The following is a 22,451-nucleotide window of genomic DNA, read 5'->3' as shown; positions in this document are numbered from 1 at the left end:
GGCCACTTCCGGCATGCGAACGGGCGTGCGAGGATCACTGACAGAGGGATCTTCGGGCGTCAGGGGGAACGGGACCGTGTGCACGGCCTTCGTCAGCATCGAACCGGATTCGGCGGTGCCGGTGCTGCTGCTGTCCGTCCGGGACGAGTACTTCGGCCGCGCCTGGCTGCCGCCGGACCACCACTGGCCGCGGCGGCCCGAACTGCTCGGCGGGCTGGACCTCGCGGCCGGCGGCACCTGGCTGGCCGTCGACCCGGCCCGGCGCACCGCCGCCTGCCTGCTCAACGGCTTCGGCCCGGCCGCCCCCGCCGGCACCCGGCTCAGCCGCGGCGAACTGCCGCTCACCGCCGTCCGCGAGGGCGGGATCGGGCACCTCGACCTGACCCCGTACGATCCCTTCCACCTCGTCCGGGTCAGCCCCGACGGCGCCCGGGTCACCAGCTGGGGCGGCGGGCAGCTCAGCGAGCACGAACTGCCCACCGGTATCAGCGTGGTGCTCAACGACGGGCTGGAGGGGCTGGCCGCCAATCCCACCGCCCCCGAGTGGATCCGGGCGCTGATGGCCGCCCGGGCCGACCACTTCCGGGCCCGCTTCGCCGCCGCACCCCGCCCCGAACCGGCCGCCGAGGGACCGGCGGAGCAGGCCTGGGGCGACTGGCTGCCGATCGTCACCGGGGACGGGCTGGCGCCGGACGGGGACGCAGCGCTGATCCAGCGCCGCGACTTCGGCGACGGGCAGATCTGGGGGTCCTCCTCGATCTCCCTGCTGGCGCTCGGGCCGGAGCTGCTGCGCTACGACTTCGCGCCCGCTCCGGTGCCGGCCGACGGCTCGGGCTGGCGGCGGGTGGCGGTCTGAGCCGGGCAAGCCCGGAAAGGACTTGAACCTGACGCTGCGGGAGGCGGCATCGTGGGCGTCCGTCGACCCCTCGCCCTCCAAGGAGGCTCCCGATGGACCGCCCGCGCCGTCCCCGCCCACCGCACCGACCGTCCCTCCTGCTGCCCGCCGTCCTGGCCGTCGCCCTGCCGCTGGTGGGCGCCCCGGCGGCGGTCACCGCCGGCGTGCTGCTCGGCGGCGCCGTGCACCGGGCGGTACCCGCCGCCGGCCTGCCGTCGCCCGGGCTGCCGGGCGTCGTCACCGGGCTGCTGGTCCGGGCGGCCGGGGGCCGGTGACACCCGGACATACGCTCGATGAACTTCTGGCGGCGGGGCTGCCGGGCGTCTACATACCGGTAGTAGCTTCGCGGAGGCCCCCGGAATCGGCGGGCCGCAGACCTCCGAGCGAAGGTGCGCGATGTCCACCCTGACCTACCCGGAAGCGATAGGCGTCGGCCTGCTGCAGGGTGTGACGGAACTCTTCCCGGTCTCCAGCCTGGGCCACAGCATCCTGCTGCCGGCCGTGATCGGCGGGAAGATCCAGCGGGACCTCGACATGACCGCCGACGGCTCCTCCTACCTCGCCGCCCTGGTCGCCCTGCACCTGGCCACTGCGCTCGCCCTGGTGGTGTTCTTCTGGCGGGACTGGGTCCGGGTGGTCAGCGGCCTGGTCGGCTCGATCCGGCACCGCCGGGTGCGAACCCGGGACGAGAAGCTCGCCTGGCTGCTCATCATCTCCACCATCCCGGTCGGCGTGGCCGGCCTCGTCCTGGAGAAGGCGCTGCGGCACGCGCTCGGCAAGCCGGTCCCCGCCGCGGTGTTCCTCGCCCTCAACGGCCTGGTGCTGCTCGGGGCCGAGCGGCTCAAGCGCGGCGGCTCCGGCCGCCGCCGGGCCGGGCACGCCGCCCCCGTCGACGAGCCGGGCCTCGACCCGGCGGTCGCCTCCGACGTCCGGCTGACCAGGCTCGGCTACGGCCGGGGCACCTGGATCGGCGCCGCCCAGATCCTCGCGCTGTTCCCCGGCATCAGCCGCTCCGGCGTCACCATGAGCGCCGGCATCCTGCGCGGACTCCACCACGAGGACGCCGCCCGGTTCTCCTTCCTGCTGGCCACGCCGGTCATCCTGGCCGCGTCGGCGCTGAAGGTGCCCGAGCTGTTCAAGCCGGAGAACTCCGCCGTCCTCGGCCCGGTCGCGGCAGGCAGCGTCGCGGCCTTCGTGGCCGGCTACGTCTCGGTGCGCTTCCTCACCAGGTACTTCGAGACCCGCAGCCTGACGCCGTTCGCGGTGTACTGCTTCCTGGCCGGCGTCGGCAGCGCCGTCTACCTGTCGCTCTGAGCCCCGCCCGAACGAATTCGCGCGCGCCGGCCGGTCGCGTCGGCGACGATGTGTCCGACGGGGCGGGCGACTTCACGACGGGAGGACGGGTGCGCAAGGTGGTCGAGGGCAGGGCGGCGGTCGTCACGGGCGGCTCACGGGGCATCGGACGGGCGATCGTCGAACGACTGGCGCGCGAGGGCGCGGACGTCGTCCTCGGCTACGCCAGCGACGGGGCGGCCGCCGAAGCGGTGGTCGGCGCGGTGGCGGCGGCCGGCGGACGCGCCTGGGCGGTACGGGCCGACCTCGGTGAGCCGGGCGCCGCCGAGCGGCTGATGGCCGCGGCGGAGGAGCGCCTCGGCGGGCTGGACATCCTGGTCAACAACGCCGCGAGGGCCTTCACGCCCACCCCGCTCGCGGACCTCGACGACGCGGCCTTCGACGCCGTGCTGGACGTCAACACCCGCGCCGTGTTCACCACCGTCCGCTACGCGGCCCGCCGGATGCGCGACGGCGGACGGATCGTCAACATCTCCAGCGTGAACACCGCCCGCGCCGTCCCCGGCATCGCCGCGTACGCCGCCAGCAAGGGCGCCGTGGAGCAGCTCACCGCCGTCGCCGCGGCCGAGCTCGGCCCGCGCGGCATCACCGTCAACACCGTCTCCCCCGGCGCCACCGACACCGACCTGCTGCGCGGCACCAACCCGCCCGAGGCACTCGAACGGGTCGCGGCCCTGACCCCGCTGCGCCGGCTCGGACAGCCCGAGGACATCGCCGACGTGGTCGCCTTCCTGGCCGGGCCGGACGCCCGCTGGATCACCGGGCAGAACCTCCGGGCCACCGGCGGTCTGGGCTGACCACCGGCGGCCCGCCCGCGTCCGCGCCTACCCGGTGAGGCCGAGGGCGGCCAGCCGGACCGGGTCGGTGAGGATGTCCAGACCGGTGATCCGGCCCTGGTGGATGGTGAACGACATGACCGACAGCGCGCGGCCGTCGGCGAACGACACCACCCCGGGCGAACCGTTGACCAGCACCGGGCGCGCCTCGGCGGCGAAGCGGGCGAAGGTGATCGCCTGCCCCGCGACGTCCGCCGCGCCCCGGCGCAGCACGCTCGGCACCAGCGTGCCGCCGTCGGAGCGGGCCAGCACCTCCGGGTCGAGCACGGCCAGCAGGGCGTCGAAGTCGCCGCCCCGGGAGGCGCTCAGGAAGGCCTCCACCACCGCGCGCTTGCGGCCGTCGTCCGAGTCGGCGGCCGGGGTGGCGCCCTGGACCCTGCGGCGGGCCCGGGAGGCCAGCTGGCGGGTCGAGGCCGGGGTGCGGCCGAGCACCTCGGCGATCCCGTCGAAGGGCACGTCGAACATGTCGTGCAACACGAAGGCCACCCGCTCCGCCGGGGAGAGCGTCTCCAGGACGACCATCAGCGCGAGCCCCATCGAGTCGGCGACCAGGATCTCCTGCACCGGGTCCGGCGTCGCCAGCCCGCTCACCACCGGGTCCGGCAGCCGCACCTGTCCGTCCTGCTCGGGCATCGGGTCCTCCCGGCGCGAGGCCCGGGAGCGCAGCTGGTCCAGGCAGACCCGGCCGACCACGGTGGTCAGCCAGGCCCCGAGGTTGCGCACCTCGCTCACGTCACTGCGGCTGAGCTTCAGCCACGCCTCCTGGACGGCGTCCTCGGCCTCGGCAACCGAACCGAGCACCCGGTAGGCCACGGACCGCAGTTGGGGGCGCTCCGCCTCGAACTGCGCGGCCAGGGAATCGGCCCGGGAAATCGCTCCGCTCATCTGTCACATCCTCGCGTCGGGATCCGTCGGATCAGTGACGGACGCTAACCGAACCGGAGGAGACCGCGGTGACCACCGCTTCCACCAGCACCCCCCGCACCACCGGCACCGCCCGCTGCGCCACCTGGTGACCACCGGCCACGCGAGAATGGGGCCGTGAACGGCTCCTGGACCTCCTTCGGCGGCGACCTGCACCTGGACCTCACCGAGCGGCGCGCCGCCGGCGCCGGGCTGCGGGCCGCCCTGGAGGACGCCCTGCGGGAGGCCGTCCAGCAGGGGCGGCTGGCCCCCGGCACCCGGCTGCCCTCGTCCCGCGCCCTCGGCGAGGACCTCGGCATCGCCCGCAACACCGTGGTCGAGGCGTACGGCCAGCTCACCGCCGAGGGCTGGCTCAACTCCCGGCAGGGCTCCGGCACCACCGTCGCCCGGCGGGCCGCGCCCGCCCCCGCCGTACGGGCCGCCAAGCCGCGGCCCCGGCGGCCGGCCGTCCGGCACGACCTGTCGTCCGGGCGCCCCGACCTGTCGCTCTTCCCCCGCACCGCCTGGCTCGCCGCCGCCCGCCGCGCCCTCGCCACCGCGCCGCACGAGGCGCTCGGATACGGCAGCCCACTCGGCCGGATCGAACTGCGGGAGGCCCTCACCCACTACCTGGCCCGGGTCCGCGGCGTGCGCACCGACCCGGACCACCTGCTCGTCTGCAGCGGCGTCCAGCAGGGCCTCGGCCTGCTCTGCGCGGCCCTGCGGGAGCGCGGCGCGCGGTCGCTGGCCGTCGAGGCGTACGGGCTGCCGCCGCAGCACGCCGTGGTGCGGGCGGCGGGGCTGTCCACCGTCGCGCTGCCGCTGGACTGCGAGGGCGCGCTGGTCGACCGGCTCGACGCCCGCAGCGGGGCCGCCCTGCTCACCCCCGCCCACCAGTACCCCACCGGCGCCCCGCTGTCGGCCGACCGGCGGGCCGCCGCGGTGCGGTGGGCGCGCGAGCAGGACCGGTACGTGATCGAGGACGACTACGACGGCGAGTTCCGCTACGACCGGCAGCCGCTCGGCGCCATGCAGGCGCTCGACCCGGAGCGGGTGGTGTACGCGGGGACGGCCGCCAAGAGCCTCGCCCCCGGCCTGCGGCTGGCCTGGCTGGCGCTGCCGGACGCGCTGGTCGAGCCGGTCGCCCGGCTGAAGGTGCTGGCCGACACGATGTCCCCGGTGCTGGACCAGCTGACGTTGGCCGAACTGATCACCTCGGGGACGTACGACCGGCATGTGCGGCGCTGCCGGCTGCACTACCGGCGCCGCCGCGACCGGCTGGTCGCGGCCCTCGCCGAGCACGCCCCGCACGTGCGGGTCACCGGCATCGCGGCCGGCCTGCACGCCGTCCTCCAGCTCCCGCCCGGCTCCCCGTCGGAGGCCGAACTCGTGGCCCGCGCGGAGGCCGCCGGGCTCGCGCTCAGCAGCCTCGGCTGGCACCGCGCCGCCGCCCCGGAAGCGGCGGAGGCGGCGGAGGCGGCGGAGGCGGCGGAGGCGGCGGAGGCGGCGGAGGACACCGGGCCCGCTCTGGTGATCGGCTACGCGACCCCGCCGGAGCACGCCTTCCCGGCGGCCCTGGAGGCGCTGTGCGGGGTGCTCCGCGCGTCGTGAGCGGGGCCCGGGGCGGGTCGGACTACCGGTTGCGGCTGCCCAGTTCGAACAGCAGCATGATGAAGCCCGCGAAGACGTGGATGCCCGCGGTGTAGATGACCAGGCGGAGGTAGACCCGCTTGTTGGCCCACTTGCCGGCGTCCATGGTCTTCGGGCCGGTGGCGGTGTCGGCGGCCCCGGTCGGGACGGCGGCGGAGGTGACGGCGGTGGTCGCGGTGGCGGTGGCGGTGGTGGTGGGATCGGCCATGGGGATCTCCTCCGAGGGTCCGACGGCGGGTCAGTGGGTCGCGGCGGGGCCGCCACCGAGGCAGAGCTCGCCGCCGGGGCTCTGCAACAGGGTGTGGACGAAGAGCAGTTCGACGCCGGAGCCGGATTCGGCGGCGATGCAGTGCGGGGTGAGCGAGTCGTAGTGGGCGGAGTCGCCGGGGGCGAGGTGGTGGACGCGGTCGCCGAGGGTCACCCGCAGCTCCCCGCGCAGCACGTACAGCCACTCCTCGCCGGGGTGGACCCGGACCACCGAGTCCTGGACGCCCGTCGGCACGTGCACCCGCAGCGCCTGCATGGCGCGGCCGGGGGCGCCGGCCCGGCGGTAGCCCCAGCCGCCGGCCCGGCCGGGCTCGATGGCGCCGCCGCGGACCACCGGGTCCGGCTCGACCATGGCCTCGCCGAGCAGGCCGGACACCGAGGTGCCGTAGGCGCGGGCGAGGCCGAGCAGGACGGGCAGCGAGGGCTGGCGGCGGCCGGTCTCCAGCCGGGACAAGTACGCTGGGGAGAGGCCGACCCGGCCCGCGGCGACCTCCAGGGTCAGCCGGCTGCTGAGCCGGTGCTCACGGAGGCGGGCGGCGAGGCCGGCGACCTCCTGGTCGTCGAGCTGGTCGCCGGCGTCGGGGGTGCCGGTGGAGCTGGTGGTCATGTGACCAGTGGACACCCGGCCTGCCGCTCGGGCAAGAAATTTGCCTCAGAGGCAAACCCTTCTGGAGTGGTCCGACCAGTGGCCGCGCTCACGGCCGGGGGATGTTGCGCAGGTTGCTGCGCGCCAGGTCGACCATCCGCCCCACGCCGCCCGAGAGCACCGTCCTCCCGGCCGCCAGCGCGAAGCCCTTCAGCTGGGCGGCGGTGATCCGCGGCGGGATGGACAGCGCGTTGGGGTCGGTGACCACGTCCACCAGGGCCGGGCCCGGCCGCTCCAGCGCCTCCGCCAGCACCTCCCGGACCCGGGCCGGTTCGGTGACCCGCTTGGCCGGGATGCCCATCGCCCGGGCGATGCCGGCGTAGTCCACGTCCCCGTTGTCGATCTCGGACTCCGGGTAGCCGGAGACCAGCATCTCCAGCTTGATCATGCCGAGCGCGCCGTTGTTGAAGACCACCGTCTTCACCGGGAGCCGGTGCTTGGCCACCGTGAGCAGCTCGCCGAGCAGCATGCCGATCCCGCCGTCGCCCGCCATCGCGATCACCTGCCGCCCCGGACAGGCGAGTTGGGCGCCGATCGCGTGCGGGAGGGCGTTGGCCATCGAGCCGTGCAGGAAGGAGCCGATCACCCGGCGGCGGCCGTTCGGCTGGAGGTAGCGGGCGGCCCAGACGTTGTTCATGCCGGTGTCCACGGTGAACACCGCGTCGTCGGCGGCGACTTCGTCCAGCACCGAGGCGACGTACTCCGGGTGGATCGGCAGGTGCTTCTCGATGTCCCTGGTGTAGGCGCCGATCACGTCCTCCAGGGACCGGCAGTGCTTGCTCAGCATGCCGTCCAGGAAGGAACGGTCCTGCTTGGCGTCCAGCAGCGGCAGCACGGCCCGCAGGGTGGCCGCGACGTCCCCGTGCACCGCCAGCTCCAGCGCGGTGCGGCGGCCCAGCCTGGTCGCGTCGTGGTCGACCTGGACGGTGTGCGCCTGCGGCAGGAAGGAGTCGTACGGGAAGTCGGTGCCGAGCAGCAGCACCAGGTCGGCGGCGTGCAGCGCCTCGTGGCAGGCGCCGTAGCCGAGCAGGCCGCTCATCCCGACGTCGTACGGGTTGTCGTACTGGATCCACTCCTTGCCGCGCAGCGAGTGCCCGACCGGCGCGTTCAGCGCCTGGGCGACGGCCATCACCTCGGCGTGCGCGCCGCGCACCCCGGCGCCGCAGAACAGGGTGACCCGGCGGGCCGCGTTGAGCAGCCGGGCCAGCTCCTGCACCTGGGACCAGGGCGGCGCGGCGACCGCCTGCTCGGTGAGGAAGTGGCTGGTGCCGGTCGGTCCGGCGGCGGGGAGGGCGGCGACGTCCCCGGGGAAGGCCAGCACCGAGACGCCGTGCGAGCCCAGCGCGTGCTGGATCGCGACCCGCAGCAGCCGGGGCAGCTGGGCGGGGGTGGAGAGCATCTCGCACCAGTTGCTGCAGTCGGTGAACACCCGCTCGGGGTGGGTCTCCTGGAAGAAGCCGGTGCCGATCTGCCCGGACGGGATGTGCGAGGCCAGCGCGAGCACCGGCAGGCCGCTGCGCTGGGCGTCGTACAGGCCCTGGATCAGGTGGGTGTTGCCGGGGCCGCAGGAGCCGGCGCAGACCGCGAGGCGGCCGCTGAGTTCGGCCTCGGCGGCGGCCGCGAAGGCGCCAGCCTCCTCGTTGCGCACGTGCACCCAGCTGATGCCCTCCGCCCGGCGGATCGCGTCGACCACGGGGTTGAGGCTGTCGCCGACGACGCCGTGGACCCGTTCCACCCCGGCCTGCCGGAGCACCTCCACCATCTGTTCGGCCACGGTCGCCACGGGGACTTCCCTTCGATCGCCACAGGACACCTGCACCCTCCGACGGGGCGGCGGGGGCGTGCATCCGGGGTGGGCCGAACGGGTGGGCGCGCGCGGACGGGCGCGCGCGGACGGGCGCGCGGACAGGTGCGCGCGGACGGGCGGGCGCGGGGCCGGGAGAACGGCCCCGCGCTTCCGGGTGTCGGGTGGGCTACTCCGCCGCCAGGTGGTCCTGCTGGCCGAGCTTGCCCGCGACCAGCCCCGCCTGGGCCTGGCGGCGGGCGGGTTCCCGGCCCGGGGGCTGGGCGCAGCGCTCCTGGGACGGCGGGACGGTGGTGGGCAGGGTGACCGGGGCACCGGCCTTGACCTGGACCGCCTCGCCGTCGTGCCGCAGGTGGATCACCTCGCCGCGGCGCAGCGTGTAGGTGGTGCCCTCGTGGGTGATCCGGACGCCGAGCAGCTGGTCGCGCACCATCAGGGAGAAGCTCAGTTTCATCAGCCCGGCGGGCAGCCGGGGCCGGAAGTCGAGCACCTCGCCGTGGTCGCGCAGTCCGCCGAAGCCGGCCACCAGGGCGATGCAGGCACCGGCGAGCGAGGCCATGTGGAGGCCGTCGCGGGTGTTGCCGCCGAGGTCGTGGAGGTCCATCAGGGCCGCCTCGGCCGTGTAGTCGTAGGCGAGGTCGAGCTGGCCGACCTCGGCGGCGATGACCGCCTGGGTGCAGGCGGACAGCGAGGAGTCGCGGACGGTGAGCCGCTCGTAGTACGCGAAGTTGCGGGCCTTCTGCTCGTCGGTGAAGGCGTCGCCGCGGACCTGCATGGCGAGCACCAGGTCGGCCTGCTTGACCACCTGCTTGCGGTACAGGTCGAAGTACGGGTAGTGCAGCAGCAGCGGGTACTTCTCCGGCGGGGTGTCCTCGAAGTCCCAGACCTGGTGGTGGGTGAAGCCGTCGGCCTGGGGGTGGACGCCGAGGTCCTCGTCGTACGGGACGTACATCGCGGCGGCGGCGTCGCGCCAGGCGGCGGTCTCCTCGGTGTCGACGCCGAGTTCGCCGGCCTCGCGCGGGTGGCGGACGGCGGCCTCGGCGGCGGCGCGCAGGTTGGACTGCGCCATCAGGTTGGTGAAGACGTTGTTGTCGGCGACGGCGCTGTACTCGTCGGGGCCGGTGACGCCCTCGATCCGGAACTTCCCGGCGCTGTCGTGGTGGCCGAGCGAACGCCACATCCGGGCGGTCTCCACCAGGAGTTCGAGGCCGTACTCGCGCTCGAACTCGTGGTCCCCGGTGGCCCGGACGTAGCGGGCGACGGCGGCGGCGATGTCGGCGCCGATGTGGAAGGCGGCGGTGCCGGCCGGCCAGTAGCCGGAGCACTCCTCGCCGCGGATCGTCCGCCAGGGGAACACCGCGCCGGCAAGCCCGAGTTGGGCGGCCCGCTCACGGGCGAGCGGGAGGGTGGTGTGCCGCCAGCGCAGGGCCTGGTTGACCGCGCCGGGCAGGCAGTAGGTGAGCACCGGCAGGACGAAGGTCTCGGTGTCCCAGAAGCTGTGGCCGTCGTAGCCGGGACCGGTCAACCCCTTGGCGGGGATGGCGCGTTCCTCGCTGCGGGCGCCGGCCTGGAGGACGTGGAAGACGGCGAACCGGACGGCCTGCTGGAGTTCGACGTCCCCCTCGATCTCGATGTCGCTGGTCTCCCAGAACTCCGTGAGGAAGTCGGCCTGTTCGGCGACCAGGCCGTCCCAGCCGGTGTACCGGGCGGCGGTCAGGGCGGCCTCGACCTGGTCCCGGACGGCGGGCAGTGAGCGGGTGCCGGACCAGCCGTAGGACATGAACTTGACCAGCCGGAGCTTCTGCCCGGGCTCCAGCACGGTGGTGACGCTGATCCGGCAGTGGTCGGACTCGGCCTCGGCGACGGTGTCCAGCCGCTCCGGGCCCTCGATCACGTGGTCCATCCCGGCGGCGACCCGGATGCCGCTGAAGCGGGTGCGGTGCACCAGGACGGCCTTGGTGCCGCTGGCGTGGTGCGCCTCGGGCTGCAGCGGGGCCTCCAGGACGGCGGCGGCACGCGGGTCGCCCTCGGGCCCGCCGGGCAGCTGCTCGTTGGCGACCAGCTCGGACTGGAGCACGATCCGCACCGGCCCGTCCACCGCCTCGACGCTGTACTCCACGGCGGCGATGGCGCGCTGGGTGAGCGAGACGAGCCGGGAGGAGCGCACCCGGATGGTGCGCCCGGCCGGGGAGGTCCATTCGCACTGCCGGTGCAGCAGTCCTTCGCGGAAGTCCAACCAGCGTGTGTGGCTGACGAGTTCGCCGTAGCGCAGGTCGAAGGGCTCGTCGTCCACCAGCAGTCGGATGATCTTGCCGTTGGTGACGTTGATGACGCTCTGGCTGGACTCCGGGTAGCCGTAGCCGCCCTCGCCGTACGGCAGCGGGCGCAGCTCGAAGACGCCGTTGAGGTAGGTGCCGGGCAGGCCGTGCGGCTCGCCCTCGTCCAGGTTGGCGCGCAGGCCGATGTGCCCGTTGGAGAGCGCAAAGACGGACTCGGCGCGGGCCATCGAGGTCGCGTCCACGCCGTGTTCGGTGATCTGCCAGGGGTCGACGCTGAAGTTGTCGGCGGGACTCACGGCTTCTCCCCCAGCAGCTCGGAGAGGTCGTCGACGACCACCGTGGCGCCGTCCCGGCGCAGTTCGTCGGCCTGCCCGGTGCGGTTGACCCCGACCACGGCGCCGAAGCCGCCGGCCCGGCCGGAGGCGACCCCGGCGAGGGCGTCCTCGAAGACGACGGCGTGCGCGGGTTCGACGCCGAGCCGGCGGGCGGCGTACAGGTAGGTGTCCGGGGCGGGCTTGCCGGGCAGGTCCTGCTGCTTGGCGACCACGCCGTCCACGATCAGGTCGAAGAGGTCCAGGATGCCCGCCGAGCGCAGCACGTCCTTGCAGTTGGCGCTGGAGGAGACCACCGCGCTGGGCAGCCCGAGTGCGCGCAGCCGGCGCACGTAGGCGACCGAGCCCTCGTACGGCGCGACGCCCTGCTCGCGGATCAGCCGCAGCACGGTGTCGTTCTTGGCGCGGCTGATCCCCTGCACGGTACGGGCGTTCGGCGGGTCGTCCTCGCTGCCCTCGGGCAGGTCGATCCCCCGGCTGTGCAGGAAGGCCCGGGTGCCGTCGAGGCGTGGTCGGCCGTCCACGTAGGTGTCGTAGTCGGTGACGGCGTCGAAGGGGACGAACTGCCCGCCGGTACGGGCGGCTTCGGCGCGCAGGAAGGCGTCGAAGGTGTCCTTCCAGGCCGCGGCGTGGACCGTGGCGGTCTGGGTGAGCACCCCGTCGAGGTCGAACAGGAAAGCACGGATGTCGTCCGGTAGCCCCAGCATGGGTGCAGTCTGCCCCAGGGAACGCAAGGGATGCCGCCCATCCCGGCGGCGCGTCGCGGGAAGGGCGGCTCCGGGCGCCGCGGCGGGGTCGGTCGCCGCGGCGGGGTCGGGGCGGGCGGTGGGGTCAGGGCGAGTCGGGCAGCTGGGCCTCGGCCGTCTGGATGACGGCGAAGACCGCGCCCTGCGGGTCCTTGACCACGGCCATCCGGCCGGACTGCATGTCGAACGCCGGCTGGAGCACCGTGCCGTTCCGCTTGACCACGGCGTCCACCACGGAGTCCGTGTCGTCCACCGAGAAGTACGGCATCCAGTGCGAGGGCGTGCCGGCGCCCAGGTACTCGGGGATCGCCTGCATGCCGCCCACCGTGCGGTCGCCGACGTTCAGCGAGTAGTAGCCGTCCATGCCCTGGATGGTGGCCGGGCGCAGTCCCAGGGCCGGCTGGTAGAAGCGGCCGGCCGCGCCGGTGTCGGCGGTGTTGAGCTCGTTCCAGACCAGTGCGCCGGGCTCGTTGACCACGCCCGCGCCGATGAAGTCCATCGCCTGCCAGACGCCGAACACCGCGCCGGTCGGGTCGGCGGCGACCAGCATCCGGCCGAGCGCGCCGACGTCCATCGGGTCGTACAGGACGGTGCCGCCGGCGTCGGCGATGGCGGCCTTGGCCGCGTCGACGTCGTCCGAGGCGAGATAGGTGGTCCAGGCGACCGGCGGCAGCGGCTGGCCCTCGGGCCCGGACTGCGCCATGATCCCCGCGACCGGGCGGCCGCCCAGCGTGCACACGGCGTAGCCGCCGAACTCGGCCGGGCCGATCTCGCCCTGCCAGCCGAACAGGTCGCGGTAGAAGTCGAGCGCGGCCTGCTGGTCGCTCGCCATCAGGTCGATCCAGCACGGGGTGCCGGGCTTGTACGGATCGGTCACTACGGGCATTGCTGGGCCTCCCGGAGGCGGTGGTGGCCGGCTGTGGTCGTCGGGCGGGCGGGGGGCCCGGCCCGGCCGGTACGGCCGTCCGCACGGACGACGGTACGACGGGGGTACACCGCCCACCTTCGGTCCGCCGCCGCGTTCCCGCCACCGGACGGCGCCCTGCTGGGCGACCGGCGGCCCGGAGGCCACCGGGCCGGTCACTGTTCGTCGTGGCGCTTCGTGGTGACGAAGTACGGCTGCACCTTGCCGCTCTGCGCGTAGTCCTTGAGCCGGACCAGCAGTTCGGCCCAGGTGCCGGCCACCATCGGGACGCCCCCCTCGCTGCCCGGCTGCCAGCCGCCGTGCCGGAACAGCAGCCGGGTGCGCTCGGGCGCGTCGGGCTGGTCGGAGAGGTCCCAGCTGATCCAGGTACCGGCCCAGTGCGGCGGGAACGCCCCGGCGTTGGCCCACAGCACCCGGTCCCGGTCGGCCCGCTCGCGGCGCAGCCGGAACGGCTCGGGGACGCCGGGGAAGTCGAAGAGCAGCACGTCGCCGTCGCGGTCCACCGCGGTGGTCCACCAGCTGGTCAGCCCGTCGTGGGTGTTGAGCGCGTCGAGCACGGCCGCTCGGGGCGCGGCGATGTCGATCTGCATGGCGATCTCGGGCACGGGATCCGCCTTTCGGTGACCGGTGGGCCCCCTCCACCCGCCCACGATGGCACGACCCCGGGGCTCGTGCGCCCCGGGGCCGTGCCGGCCGTTCCGTTGCCCCCGGTCAGCCGCCGCTGCCGTAGGTGGTGTTCGCGCAGATGTCGTCGTCCGCGGAGCGGGCGTCGTTGGTGACGGTGGTGGGCAGCGGCGCCGCGGGCGTCTGGGCGCCCGGGGTGCTGCTCGCGGTGCCGCCCGTGGACGTCCCCACGCCGTTGGCCGCGGCGAAGTCCTGCCCGACGATCACCGAGATGCCGCGTGCGCTGCCGGGCTCCATGCTGGCGCCGGGGAACAGCGCGGCGACCTTCTCCGCGTTCGCCTTCTGGCTGGAGCTGTACTCGATCGTGGTGGTCTTGTACTTGGTGCTCGCCGCCTGGCCCGCCGTGCTGGCGGTGAACTTGGCGCCCTTGAGCAGGTCGGTCGCCTTGCCGGCCAGGCCGTTGGCGACGGTGCCGTTGTAGACCGCGACCTTGATCGAGGCGTTGGAGGCGTCCCCGGCCGGGGCGGCGGGCGTGCTGGGCGCGGCCTGCTGCGGGGCGGCGCTCGGACTGCTGCCGGCGTCCGGCTGCTGGCCGGTGGCGTTCTGGCCGTCGATGGTCTGGTCGGCCTTGAGGGTCTCCCAGAGCTTGTTGGCGTCCGGCTGGACCAGGTCGATGTTGGCGTCCTGGGTGCGGTAGCGCCATGGCGCCGTGACGAACTTGAGGTCGTGCATGTCGATGTTCTTCAGCGACAGGCCGAAGGAGAGCAGCTTGTCCGCGGAGTCCAGCCCCGGGTCGACGGTCAGCGACTTGGTCGCCGCGTCGGCCAGCGGCAGCAGGTTGGTGGGGCCCATCCCCTCCTTCTTCATCTTGGTGGCGAGCGAGCTCATGAAGGCCTGCTGGCGCTTCATCCGGCCGATGTCGGAGCCGTCGCCGATGCCGTGCCGCAGGCGGACGTAGTCCAGCGCCTGCTGGCCCTGGACGGTCTGCTTGCCCTGCGGGAGGACGAGGTTGCCCTTCTTGTGCAGGTTGGGGTTGATGTCACCCTCGTAGATCGGCTTCGGCAGGCAGACGTCCACGCCGTCGACGGCCTTGGTCATCGCGGCGAAGCCGTTGAAGTCGACCACCATGGTGTGATCGACCCGGATGCCGGTGAGCTTCTCCACGGTGTTCTGGGTGCAGGCCGGGTTGCCGTTGTCGCTGCCACCGGTCGAGAAGGCGGCGTTGAACAGGTCGTTGCCGCCCTTGGTCCACTTGCCGTTGGGCAGCTTGCAGGACGGTATCTGCACCATCGCGTTGCGCGGGATCGAGATGCCGACGGCGTGCTTGTGGTCGGCGTAGACGTGCAGCAGGATCGTGGTGTCCGAGCGGGCGCCGCCGTCCTCGCCGCCGCCGAGGTCGGCGTTGTTGCCGCCCCGGCTGTCGGAGCCGATCAGCAGGACGTTGACCGGCTTGTTGCCGTCCGCGTCGGCCTTGGCCTCCGGCGGTCGGTCGGTGGCGATCGCGTCGGCGTCGAAGGACTTGATGTTGGCGTTCAGCTTGAAGTAGATCGCGCCGCCGGCGCCCGCGACCAGCACCAGCACGCCGGCCGCCGACCAGGCGACGATCTTCTTCACGTTCTTCTTGGGCTTGGCCCCGCGCCGGGCCGCCGCCCGTCCGCCGGAGGCGCCGTCCGCCGCGCCGCCGCCCTTGCCCTGCGCGGCACGACGGGCCTCGGCCCGGCCGCCGGAGCGCGGCGCGGGCACGGTGCCCGGTGTACCTTCCGCCGGGAGCGCGTCGGGCGCGCCCTCGCCCCGAGCCGGGCTCTCGCCCCTCCGACCTGACATGCGCGTACCTTTCACCGACGGAAGCGACGCCCCGGACGATCTGGCGCACCGCACAGGGGGAGACGGTCAGAACCGCTCCCTGGTTGTACGTACGAAGGTCGGTACAGTCCGACCATCGTGGCTTCCGATCATATTGAGACCAAAGGTGATCACTGACCTCCGGTACACCAACGACCCCGGCGGCCACAGGGAGATCCCGCTACAGAACCCCCCAAACCTCCCAATTCGGACTCGGTGCCGTCGGCCGGGCCGGAAGACGCGGGGAAGGCCCCCGTCGGGCCGGGAGTCGGCCATCGGCCCTGCCGGTGCCCGTGGGCGCCCGGGCCGGTCAGCGGCGACGGCGGTGGGGCGGTCAGCGGCGGCGCCGGTGACGGCGGCGCCGGGGGGCGACCACGACGTGGCCGGCGGCGGATGAGGCGTTGAGCACGTCCACGGTGGCGGGCGCGGCCTCCTGGACGGAGCGGAGCGGCCGGAGGAACCGGGAACCGTCCCGACATCAGTGATGCACCGTCACATTGCTGTTTGTCTGCGGCATTTGCAGAGAATCGCCCGCACTCGGGGCGGGCACGGAACGGGCTCGGCACGGGCTCGGTGCCGGCCGCGTCGCCCGGCCGGAAGCAGAAAGGCCCCCGCCTTGGGAAGAGGCGCCTGTCATGAGTTCTCCCAATTCTTTTGCTTCATAGGGCAATTGACTGGCCAACAATCCCGGAACCGACTTGCCGGGCACATGACAGTCGGCGGACTCTGTACTGCCACCCCTCAACGGCCGACCCCCACGGCCGGGCTGGCGCGTGAACCTCCTGCTCGCCCCCAACGAAGGAGCCCGCATGCGCACGTTCATGATCCGCCTCGTCACGCTCGCGGCGGCCGCCACGACCCTCGCCGCCCCCGCGGCACCGACCACCGCGGCAGCCGCCCAGAACCTGCCGTTCCGCCCCCTCTCGTACAACACCAACGGCTACAACTGGGGCGGCTACGCCGCCACCGGCAGCGGCTTCACCTCGGTCTCGGCCTCCTGGACCGAGCCGGACGCGGTCTGCAACTCCACCAACGACCTCTACGCCCCCTGGGTCGGCATCGACGGGTACGGCTCGTCCAGCGTGGAGCAGACCGGCGTCGCGACCGACTGCTCCAGCGGCAGCCCGGTGAACCAGGCCTGGTACGAGATGTACCCGGCGAGCCCGGTCTACCTGAGCCTCAGCTCGTACCCGGTGTCGGCCGGCGACCACATCAGCGCGTCGGTGACCTACGCCGGGAGCAACCGGTACACCCTCAAGCTGACCGACTCCACCAGCGGCTGGACGTTCACCACCACCAAGTCGCTCACCGCGCAGCGGACCAGCGCCGAGGTCATCATCGAGTCGCCGACCGGGTCCTACCCCGACTTCGGCACGCTGACCTTCACCTCGGCGACGGTCAACGGCAAGTCCCTCGGTTCCTACAGCCCGGTCGCGCTCGACCCCAGCTCCAACGGCACCTACGAGGCCCGCACCAGCGGCCTCGGCTCCAGCGGCACCAGCTTCACCGACACCTTCCTGGCGGAATAGCCACCGCACGCACAGCGAGGAGCGGGAAGTCGGCCGGGCCGACTTCCCGCTCCTCTTCTACCGTTCCCGAGTGGCGGAAACGTGCGCCACCGCTGCGGCGATGAGTGCGACGCACCCGCCGAGCAGCAGCACCGTCGACGGCGACGAGGCGTCGACGACCGCACCGCCGACCAGGGCACCGAGCGAGATGGTGGCCTGGAAGGAGGAGGTGAAGACGACGGTGGCCGCCTCCGGCGCGTGCGGGGCCGCGCGGACGAACCAGGTCTGGGCGCAGACCGGGACGGCGCCGTAGGCGAGGCCCCACGCCGCGAGCAGCAGTGCCCCGCCCGACGACGTGGTCCCGAGGGCGGGAAGCAGCAGAACGGCGGCCGCGAGCAGGCCGATGACGGCGGTGAAGGTGGCGCGCCGCCGACCCGCCCAGGCTCCGCCCACGACGTTGCCGACGACTCCGGCGGTCCCGTAGACGAGCAGGAGCGCGGTGACGGCGCCCGGCCCGGCGTGGGTGACGTCCTCCAGGAACGGGGTGACGTAGGTGTACGTGCCGAAGTGGGCCGTCACCAGGAGAAGCGTGACCACGAGCCCGGCACGGACGGCCCGGATGCGCAACAGACCGCGCAGGACGGCGAGGCGGGTCGGTGCCTCCGGCGGCAGCGGGGGCAGCGTCGCGGCGAGGGCGGCGAACACGGCGAGGCTCAGCACCGCCATGGCCCCGAAAGCCGCCCGCCACCCGGCCAGATGACCGAGCAGCACCCCGGCGGGCACGCCCAGGACCGACCCCAGCGGAACGGCCGAGAAGATCACCGTGTTCGCCCGGGCCTGCCGCCCCTCCCCCACCACCAGCCGCGGCGCCAGCCCGGCCCCGACCGACCAGAACCCTCCGACCACCACCCCGAGCACGACCCGGGCGGCGAGCACCGCCCAATAGCCCGGTGCGAGCGCGTTGAGGACGTCGGCGAGCGCAAGGGCCAACATGAGCCCGCAGAGCACACGGCGCCGGTCGACCCGCCGAACGGCGACCGTGACGACCGGCGCCGCGACCGCCGCGATGATCCCCGGCAAGGTCATCATCAACCCGGCGGTGCCGTCCGAGATCCGGAAGGTGCCGCCGATCGGGGTGAGCAGGCCGATCGGCAGGATCTCGGTGGTCACGATGGCGAAGATCCCCGTCATCACGGAGACCACGGCCAACCAGCTGCGCACCCGGTTGCGAGCGTCAACCGGCGATGGGAGAAGAGAAGTTGTGGACACGCAGCCAGTCCAACAGCGGTGCCGGGCCCCGGCTGGCGCGATTGCGACCTCAACGTCCGAAGCGCCCGGGCCCGCGAGGCGGGGGGATTCAGGTGGCATCGGGGGCGGTGCGGTCGAGTTCGGGCCCTGGCCCCGCCCGGCCGAGCCCCGGGACGTGATCTGACGGAGTTTTTGACAAGTTAGCCAACAACTGCCACGCTCCTCCCATGGCACGCCCGAGGAAGTTCGACACCGAGGCCGCGGTCGACGCGGCCATGAACACCTTCTGGTCCAAGGGGTACACCGCGACCTCGACCGACGACCTGGCCGAGAGCACCGGCATGCTGCGCGGCAGCCTGTACAACGCCTTCGGCGGGAAGCGGCAGCTGTTCGAGCTGGCGCTGCGCCGCTACCGCGAGGGCGGCACGGCCGGGAGCAGCCCGGCGCCCGCCGACCTGCCGCCGCTGGAGCTCATCCGGCAACTGCTGCTGACCGGGGTGGACCAGACCTCAATCGACCGCCGCGGTTGCCTGGCGGTCAACACCGTCACCGAACTCGCCCTGCGCGAGCCCGAGTTGGCCCAGCTGGCCCGCCAGGCCTTCGTTCCACTGGAGGCCCGGCTGACGACGGCGATCGAGAACGGCCGGCTCCGCGGCGAGATCCGCTCGGACCGCACCCCGCAGGTGCTCGCCCGCCAGGTGATGGCCGGGTTCCATGGCCTGCTGCTGCAGGCCAAGGCGGGCTTCGAACCCGAGTCCCTGCACGCGACCGTCGACGCGATCGTCGAGGACCTGCGCGCCTGACCGCCCCGCCCCGGGTCCGCCCGGGCTTCCTCGCACCCAAGTTTTTGGCACTTCCACCAATAACTATTCCGGCCGGAGGCCACACCCCATGCCCCTGCTCCCCGTCATCCTGGCGGCCTTCTTCATGTACGGGTTCGACGGCAACGTCGTGAACGTCGCCCTCCCCGCCATCCGCGCCGACCTCGGCGCCGGCCAGGCCGCCCTCGAACTGATCGTCGCCGGCTACGTGTTCAGCTACGCCACCGGACTCGTCCTGGGCGGCCGGCTCGGCGACATCCTCGGCCACCGCCGGATGTTCCTCACCGGCATGGCCGCCTTCACCGCGGCCTCCGTGCTGTGCGGAGTGGCCCAGTCACCCACCCAGCTGGTGCTCGCCCGGATGCTCCAGGGACTCACCGCCGCCGCCATGGTCCCCCAGGTGCTCGCCCTGATCACCACCGTCGTCCCCGCCGAGGGCCGAGCCCGCGCCCTCGCCTGGTTCGGCGTCACCGGTGGACTCAGCGGCGTCTGCGGCCAGCTGCTCGGCGGCGTGCTGCTCGACGGCGACCTGTTCGGTCTCGGCTGGCGCGCCGTCTTCCTGGTCAACCTGCCGGTCGGCCTGATCGTCCTCACCGTCGCCACCGCCGTCCTGCCGCGCACCAGCACCGGCCGCCGCCCCGCCCTCGACGGCATCGGCGTGCTCGCGGTCTCCGGCTCGCTCGCCCTCGCCCTCGTCCCGCTCGTCCTCGGCCGGGAGGCCGGCTGGCCGCTCTGGACCTGGGCGATGCTCGCCACCGCCCTCCCCGCCTTCCTCGCCGCCCTGCGCTGGGAGCGCCGGCTCGCCGCCCGCGGCGGACAGCCGCTCCTCGACCCGGAGCTGCTCCGCGGCCGGGTCTTCCGCACCGGCCTCGCCGTCAACGCCGCCTTCATGGCCTTCTTCGCCGGCTTCGTCTTCGTCATCAGCCTCACCGTGCAGACCGGCTTCGGCTACGGCCCGCTGCGCTCCGGCCTGGTCTTCACCCCCATGGCCGTCCTCGCCATGGCCGGCTCGCTGACCGGCAAGCGCCTGATCCCCCGCCACGGGCTGCGCGTCCCGGTCGTCGGCGGGGCGGTCACCGCCCTCGGACTGCTGCTCACCGCCCTCGCCCTGCAGACCGTCGACCAGCGCGACATCCTCCCCTGGCTGCTCACCGCGATGGCCCTGACCGGCATCGGCAACGGCCTGGTGCTGCCCTCGCTGATCGGCGCCCCGATGGCCGGCATCGCCCCCGAGCGGGCCGGCACCGCCGCCGGCACCCTCTCCACCACGCAGCAGTTCGCCTCCGTCACCGGAGTCGCCGTGATCGGCGGCAGCTACTTCGCCGTCCTCGACCACCACGGCCCCGCCACCGCGGCGGCCGCCGCCAGCTGGCTCGCCCTCGCCGCCGTCCTCGCCATGATCGGCCTCACTGTCCGGCTCTCCCGCGCGACCGCGGCCCCCTCGCCCGCGCCCGCTCCGAAGCCCGCTCCGGCGCCCGGGACCGCCACACCCGCCCCGGCCCGGCCGTGACGCCCCCCGGTCAGCCGGCCTGGCGGACCTTGACGCCCCCGACCAGCGAGTACGAGCGGACCTTGACCACCGCGCCACCGGGCTCACCGGCCACACCCTTGCTGCGGCCGCCGAGCAGCGAGAACCCGCTGACCTCCACCGACGTCCCGGCCGGGACCGTCAGGTCGACCCCGCCGAACACCGAGAACGCGTCCACCTCGGCCGAGGCGCCCTCCGGGTAGGCCAGCTCCGCGCCCCCGACCAGCGCCGCCTTGACCAGGTGCGTGCCCTCCTCCGGCAGCACCGCCCCGGTGTGGTCCAGCTTGGCCCCGCCCACCGCGGCCATGTGCACCGTGCGCTCGCGGGCCGTGAACCCGCCGCGGTGCTTCAGCCCGCCCAGCAGGGCCAGGCTCCACTCGGTGCGGCGGGCCGGGGTCTCGGTGTCCTTCGTGATCTCCATGCCCTGGAATCTACGGCCGGGCCCTGAACCGCCGTCAGTGCCTGCGCGCACCACTGCGACATGACAAACGTCATCCCCACCGGTGCTCCCACCCGCCCGCGCTCCCGCCCCACGCGTCCCGCCCCACGCGCCGAAACGGCCCGGGTCCCGGGCAGTGGTTCAGCCACTGCCCGGGACCCGGGCCGTTGGTGGGGAAGTACGAAGCCGGAGGTCAGGCCTCGACGCCGGCCTTGCCGTCGTGCGCGGCGAAGAACTCCTCGGCGATCGCCCGGGTGCGCGGCAGCTCGGCGACCGGCTCGCCGATCACCCGCCCCGCGAGCTCACCGGCCAGCCGGATCACGTCCTCCCGCAGCTCGGCCTCGGCCAGCACCCGGTCCGCCGCCAGCTGCACCTGCGTCTCGGCCAGCATCCGGTCCCGCAGCTCCTGCCCCTCGGCCCGCAGCCGCGCGATCAGCGCCGCCCCCTCCTCGGTGGCCGTCTGCCGGATCAGCGCCGCCTCGTGCCGCGCCGCGACGAGCTCCGCCTGGAACTCCTCGTACACCCGCTGGGCCTCCGCCCGCGCCGCCTCGGCCCGCTCCACACCACCCTCGGTGGCATCCCGGCGCTCCCCCAGCAGCTTCTCTATCCGCGGCAGCAGCACCGCTCCGAGAATGCCGAATATCAGGAAGAAGCAGACGAGTCCGACGACGACTTGAGAAAGATCCGGCTTCAAAGGTCCCATGCCGTCAAGATAGTTGAGTCCCCTTCACCCAGGTCCGGCGGCCCCCTCCCCGGGCCCGGACACGACGAAGGGCGCCCTCCCGGAGGAGAACGCCCAGGTCACGAGCCATGCGGTTGGGTGGGGCATCAGGGGCTCGAACCCTGAACCTACGGATTAAAAGTCCGCAGCTCTGCCAATTGAGCTAATGCCCCGCGGCTCTCCGTAGCGGGCTGGTCCCGGGTGGGGAGGGCCACCGCGATCCTACCCGGTGGGCCCCAGGGCTCCGCCAGTGGATTGGCTGGGCGCGCCGGGCGCGGGGAGCGGGACCCGGGGCGGGTCGTAGTGGGTGGCGCGGACCCGGCGGAGCCAGGCCTCGGCGGGGCGGGGGTCGGGGGCGTCGGGCAGGACGCCGGGGCGGGCGAGGTGGTCGGCGGCGTCGGCGAGCAGGTGTTCGGCGGTGTCGGGGCGGTCGGCGATGCGTTCGCCCAGGTCGCGGACGCGTTCCGGGTCGGGCAGCCGGATCAGGTTGTGGCCGGTCCGGTGCAGCCGGACGGCCTGCTCGACCAGCCGGACGAGGTGCCGGGCGTGCTTGGCGGCCCGGGCACGGGTGGCGGCGACGCCGGTGTCGCGGGTCAGCAGCTTGCGGAACTGCTGGTCCGCGTAGCCGAGGTAGGCCTTGCGGACGGCCGGTGCGCTGAGGAAGCTCGACCGGATGCCGACCAGTTCGCGGCCGAGCGGGGTGACGGTCTCGTACAGGTCCTCCGGCAGCCAGACGAGTTCGGAGGCGGTCGGGTTGCAGGACAGCGCCAGCCGGCACCACTTGGCGGCCTCGTGCAGGGTGACGTCCGGCGCGGTGGTGACGTGCGACTCGGCGGGGCGGTGCAGGCCGTGCAACTCCTCGGTGGGCACGGCGAACAGGCCCAGCCGGTCGACGTCGGAGCCGGCGTGGGCGAAGCCGTAGGCGGTGGAGCCGACGATGCCGGAGAGCAGCACGGTGCCGGGAGCGGTGGCCATGGACGGGGCTCCTCTCGAACGGGCGGCCGGAGAGCGCATCCTCCCCCTCACGGGCCGCGCCGGGCGAGCGATTTCCGGACCGGCGCCCGCCCGGCCGTCGATACTGGCC

At 73.8% G+C, this 22,451-nt stretch carries 21 protein-coding genes and 1 tRNA gene; 8 read left to right on the top strand and 14 right to left on the bottom strand.

All coding sequences use genetic code 11. From position 1 onward, the window contains the following. The first annotated feature begins 76 nt into the window (after window positions 1-76). The 4 genes from ACZ6Z8_RS35430 (at window position 77) to ACZ6Z8_RS35415 (ending at window position 3,045) form a co-directional block, all read left to right on the top strand. Window positions 77-856: an NRDE family protein gene (locus ACZ6Z8_RS35430; protein ID WP_465614115.1), complete on the top strand. Its 780-nt coding sequence runs from the start codon at window positions 77-79 to the stop codon at window positions 854-856. 92 nt (window positions 857-948) lie between these two features. Then, window positions 949-1,170, top strand: a complete 222-nt coding sequence (locus tag ACZ6Z8_RS35425) for a hypothetical protein (RefSeq protein ID WP_465614114.1) — start codon at window positions 949-951, stop codon at window positions 1,168-1,170. A gap of 121 nt (window positions 1,171-1,291) precedes the next feature. Next, a complete protein-coding gene (locus tag ACZ6Z8_RS35420) occupies window positions 1,292-2,209 on the top strand; it encodes an undecaprenyl-diphosphate phosphatase (protein ID WP_465614113.1) in 918 nt (305 codons plus the stop codon). An 89-nt stretch (window positions 2,210-2,298) separates the two neighbouring features. After that, window positions 2,299-3,045, top strand: a complete 747-nt coding sequence (locus ACZ6Z8_RS35415; protein WP_465614112.1) for a glucose 1-dehydrogenase — start codon at window positions 2,299-2,301, stop codon at window positions 3,043-3,045. Window positions 3,046-3,072: 27 nt separating this feature from the next. Here ACZ6Z8_RS35415 and ACZ6Z8_RS35410 read toward each other — a convergent pair whose 3' ends face one another. Then, entirely contained in the window at window positions 3,073-3,969 is an 897-nt protein-coding gene (locus ACZ6Z8_RS35410; protein WP_465614111.1) for a sigma-70 family RNA polymerase sigma factor, read from the bottom strand. Between the two features lie 156 nt (window positions 3,970-4,125). On the opposite strand from ACZ6Z8_RS35410, the gene pdxR reads away from it, so the two are divergent. Then, entirely contained in the window at window positions 4,126-5,598 is a 1,473-nt protein-coding gene (gene pdxR / locus ACZ6Z8_RS35405) for a MocR-like pyridoxine biosynthesis transcription factor PdxR (RefSeq protein WP_465614110.1), read from the top strand. 22 nt (window positions 5,599-5,620) lie between these two features. Here pdxR and ACZ6Z8_RS35400 read toward each other — a convergent pair whose 3' ends face one another. From ACZ6Z8_RS35400 to ACZ6Z8_RS35365, 8 genes are all read right to left on the bottom strand, one after another. Then, entirely contained in the window at window positions 5,621-5,845 is a 225-nt protein-coding gene (locus ACZ6Z8_RS35400) for a DUF6126 family protein (protein WP_465614109.1), read from the bottom strand. A 30-nt stretch (window positions 5,846-5,875) separates the two neighbouring features. Next, window positions 5,876-6,511, bottom strand: a complete 636-nt coding sequence (locus tag ACZ6Z8_RS35395; protein WP_402828785.1) for a helix-turn-helix domain-containing protein — start codon at window positions 6,509-6,511, stop codon at window positions 5,876-5,878. An 88-nt stretch (window positions 6,512-6,599) separates the two neighbouring features. Beyond that, the gene (locus ACZ6Z8_RS35390) at window positions 6,600-8,333 is read right to left on the bottom strand and encodes a pyruvate dehydrogenase (RefSeq protein ID WP_465614108.1); all 1,734 of its coding nucleotides are present in this window, start codon (window positions 8,331-8,333) and stop codon (window positions 6,600-6,602) included. A 190-nt stretch (window positions 8,334-8,523) separates the two neighbouring features. Continuing rightward, on the bottom strand, window positions 8,524-10,929 hold the full coding sequence (locus ACZ6Z8_RS35385) for a glycoside hydrolase family 65 protein (protein ID WP_465614107.1): 2,406 nt from the start codon (window positions 10,927-10,929) through the stop codon (window positions 8,524-8,526). Then, the gene (locus ACZ6Z8_RS35380) at window positions 10,926-11,672 is read right to left on the bottom strand and encodes an HAD family hydrolase (protein WP_402828782.1); all 747 of its coding nucleotides are present in this window, start codon (window positions 11,670-11,672) and stop codon (window positions 10,926-10,928) included. The genes ACZ6Z8_RS35385 and ACZ6Z8_RS35380 overlap by 4 nt, the downstream gene beginning before the upstream one ends. 124 nt (window positions 11,673-11,796) lie before the next feature. Beyond that, the gene (locus ACZ6Z8_RS35375; RefSeq protein ID WP_465614106.1) at window positions 11,797-12,597 is read right to left on the bottom strand and encodes a VOC family protein; all 801 of its coding nucleotides are present in this window, start codon (window positions 12,595-12,597) and stop codon (window positions 11,797-11,799) included. Between the two features lie 194 nt (window positions 12,598-12,791). After that, window positions 12,792-13,241: an SRPBCC family protein gene (locus ACZ6Z8_RS35370; protein WP_465614105.1), complete on the bottom strand. Its 450-nt coding sequence runs from the start codon at window positions 13,239-13,241 to the stop codon at window positions 12,792-12,794. A 106-nt stretch (window positions 13,242-13,347) separates the two neighbouring features. After that, a complete protein-coding gene (locus ACZ6Z8_RS35365) occupies window positions 13,348-15,003 on the bottom strand; it encodes an LCP family protein (RefSeq protein WP_465614104.1) in 1,656 nt (551 codons plus the stop codon). A gap of 908 nt (window positions 15,004-15,911) precedes the next feature. Here ACZ6Z8_RS35365 and ACZ6Z8_RS35360 point away from each other — a divergent pair. Beyond that, window positions 15,912-16,631: a G1 family glutamic endopeptidase gene (locus ACZ6Z8_RS35360; protein ID WP_465614103.1), complete on the top strand. Its 720-nt coding sequence runs from the start codon at window positions 15,912-15,914 to the stop codon at window positions 16,629-16,631. A gap of 57 nt (window positions 16,632-16,688) precedes the next feature. Here the strand turns inward: ACZ6Z8_RS35360 and ACZ6Z8_RS35355 are convergent, their stop codons facing one another. Then, window positions 16,689-17,831, bottom strand: coding sequence for an MFS transporter (locus tag ACZ6Z8_RS35355; RefSeq protein WP_465614102.1), 1,143 nt, complete (start codon window positions 17,829-17,831; stop codon window positions 16,689-16,691). 254 nt (window positions 17,832-18,085) lie between these two features. On the opposite strand from ACZ6Z8_RS35355, the gene ACZ6Z8_RS35350 reads away from it, so the two are divergent. Beyond that, window positions 18,086-18,661 carry a TetR/AcrR family transcriptional regulator gene (locus ACZ6Z8_RS35350; protein WP_465614101.1) on the top strand — a complete coding sequence of 192 codons (576 nt, stop codon included), beginning with the start codon at window positions 18,086-18,088 and terminating at the stop codon, window positions 18,659-18,661. Between the two features lie 88 nt (window positions 18,662-18,749). Next, the gene (locus ACZ6Z8_RS35345; RefSeq protein ID WP_465614100.1) at window positions 18,750-20,189 is read left to right on the top strand and encodes an MFS transporter; all 1,440 of its coding nucleotides are present in this window, start codon (window positions 18,750-18,752) and stop codon (window positions 20,187-20,189) included. A 10-nt stretch (window positions 20,190-20,199) separates the two neighbouring features. Here ACZ6Z8_RS35345 and ACZ6Z8_RS35340 read toward each other — a convergent pair whose 3' ends face one another. From ACZ6Z8_RS35340 to ACZ6Z8_RS35325, 4 genes are all read right to left on the bottom strand, one after another. Continuing rightward, on the bottom strand, window positions 20,200-20,628 hold the full coding sequence (locus ACZ6Z8_RS35340) for a hypothetical protein (protein ID WP_465614099.1): 429 nt from the start codon (window positions 20,626-20,628) through the stop codon (window positions 20,200-20,202). Between the two features lie 211 nt (window positions 20,629-20,839). Next, window positions 20,840-21,349, bottom strand: coding sequence for a F0F1 ATP synthase subunit B family protein (locus ACZ6Z8_RS35335; protein ID WP_465614098.1), 510 nt, complete (start codon window positions 21,347-21,349; stop codon window positions 20,840-20,842). 118 nt (window positions 21,350-21,467) lie between these two features. After that, window positions 21,468-21,540, bottom strand: a tRNA-Lys gene (locus ACZ6Z8_RS35330). A gap of 49 nt (window positions 21,541-21,589) precedes the next feature. Continuing rightward, window positions 21,590-22,342 (bottom strand): nucleotidyltransferase domain-containing protein, encoded by a 753-nt coding sequence (locus tag ACZ6Z8_RS35325; RefSeq protein WP_465614097.1) that lies wholly within the window; start codon window positions 22,340-22,342, stop codon window positions 21,590-21,592. Window positions 22,343-22,451: the final 109 nt, after the last annotated feature.

The sequence above is a fragment of the Kitasatospora sp. NPDC101108 genome (genome assembly GCF_055584725.1).
This window is presented reverse-complemented; position numbering and strand designations above follow the sequence as displayed.

Bases quoted from the DNA above. Each gene is read 5' to 3' on its own strand.
- ACZ6Z8_RS35425 (WP_465614114.1), top strand. From the start codon at position 949: ATGGACCGCCCGCGCCGTCCCCGCCCACCGCACCGACCGTCCCTCCTG.
- ACZ6Z8_RS35420 (WP_465614113.1), top strand. From the start codon at position 1,292: ATGTCCACCCTGACCTACCCGGAAGCGATAGGCGTCGGCCTGCTGCAG.
- ACZ6Z8_RS35410 (WP_465614111.1), bottom strand. From the start codon at position 3,969: ATGAGCGGAGCGATTTCCCGGGCCGATTCCCTGGCCGCGCAGTTCGAG.
- ACZ6Z8_RS35400 (WP_465614109.1), bottom strand. From the start codon at position 5,845: ATGGCCGATCCCACCACCACCGCCACCGCCACCGCGACCACCGCCGTC.
- ACZ6Z8_RS35395 (WP_402828785.1), bottom strand. From the start codon at position 6,511: ATGACCACCAGCTCCACCGGCACCCCCGACGCCGGCGACCAGCTCGAC.
- ACZ6Z8_RS35380 (WP_402828782.1), bottom strand. From the start codon at position 11,672: ATGCTGGGGCTACCGGACGACATCCGTGCTTTCCTGTTCGACCTCGAC.
- ACZ6Z8_RS35375 (WP_465614106.1), bottom strand. From the start codon at position 12,597: ATGCCCGTAGTGACCGATCCGTACAAGCCCGGCACCCCGTGCTGGATC.
- ACZ6Z8_RS35360 (WP_465614103.1), top strand. From the start codon at position 15,912: ATGCGCACGTTCATGATCCGCCTCGTCACGCTCGCGGCGGCCGCCACG.
- ACZ6Z8_RS35350 (WP_465614101.1), top strand. From the start codon at position 18,086: ATGGCACGCCCGAGGAAGTTCGACACCGAGGCCGCGGTCGACGCGGCC.
- ACZ6Z8_RS35345 (WP_465614100.1), top strand. From the start codon at position 18,750: ATGCCCCTGCTCCCCGTCATCCTGGCGGCCTTCTTCATGTACGGGTTC.
- ACZ6Z8_RS35340 (WP_465614099.1), bottom strand. From the start codon at position 20,628: ATGGAGATCACGAAGGACACCGAGACCCCGGCCCGCCGCACCGAGTGG.
- ACZ6Z8_RS35335 (WP_465614098.1), bottom strand. From the start codon at position 21,349: ATGGGACCTTTGAAGCCGGATCTTTCTCAAGTCGTCGTCGGACTCGTC.
- ACZ6Z8_RS35325 (WP_465614097.1), bottom strand. From the start codon at position 22,342: ATGGCCACCGCTCCCGGCACCGTGCTGCTCTCCGGCATCGTCGGCTCC.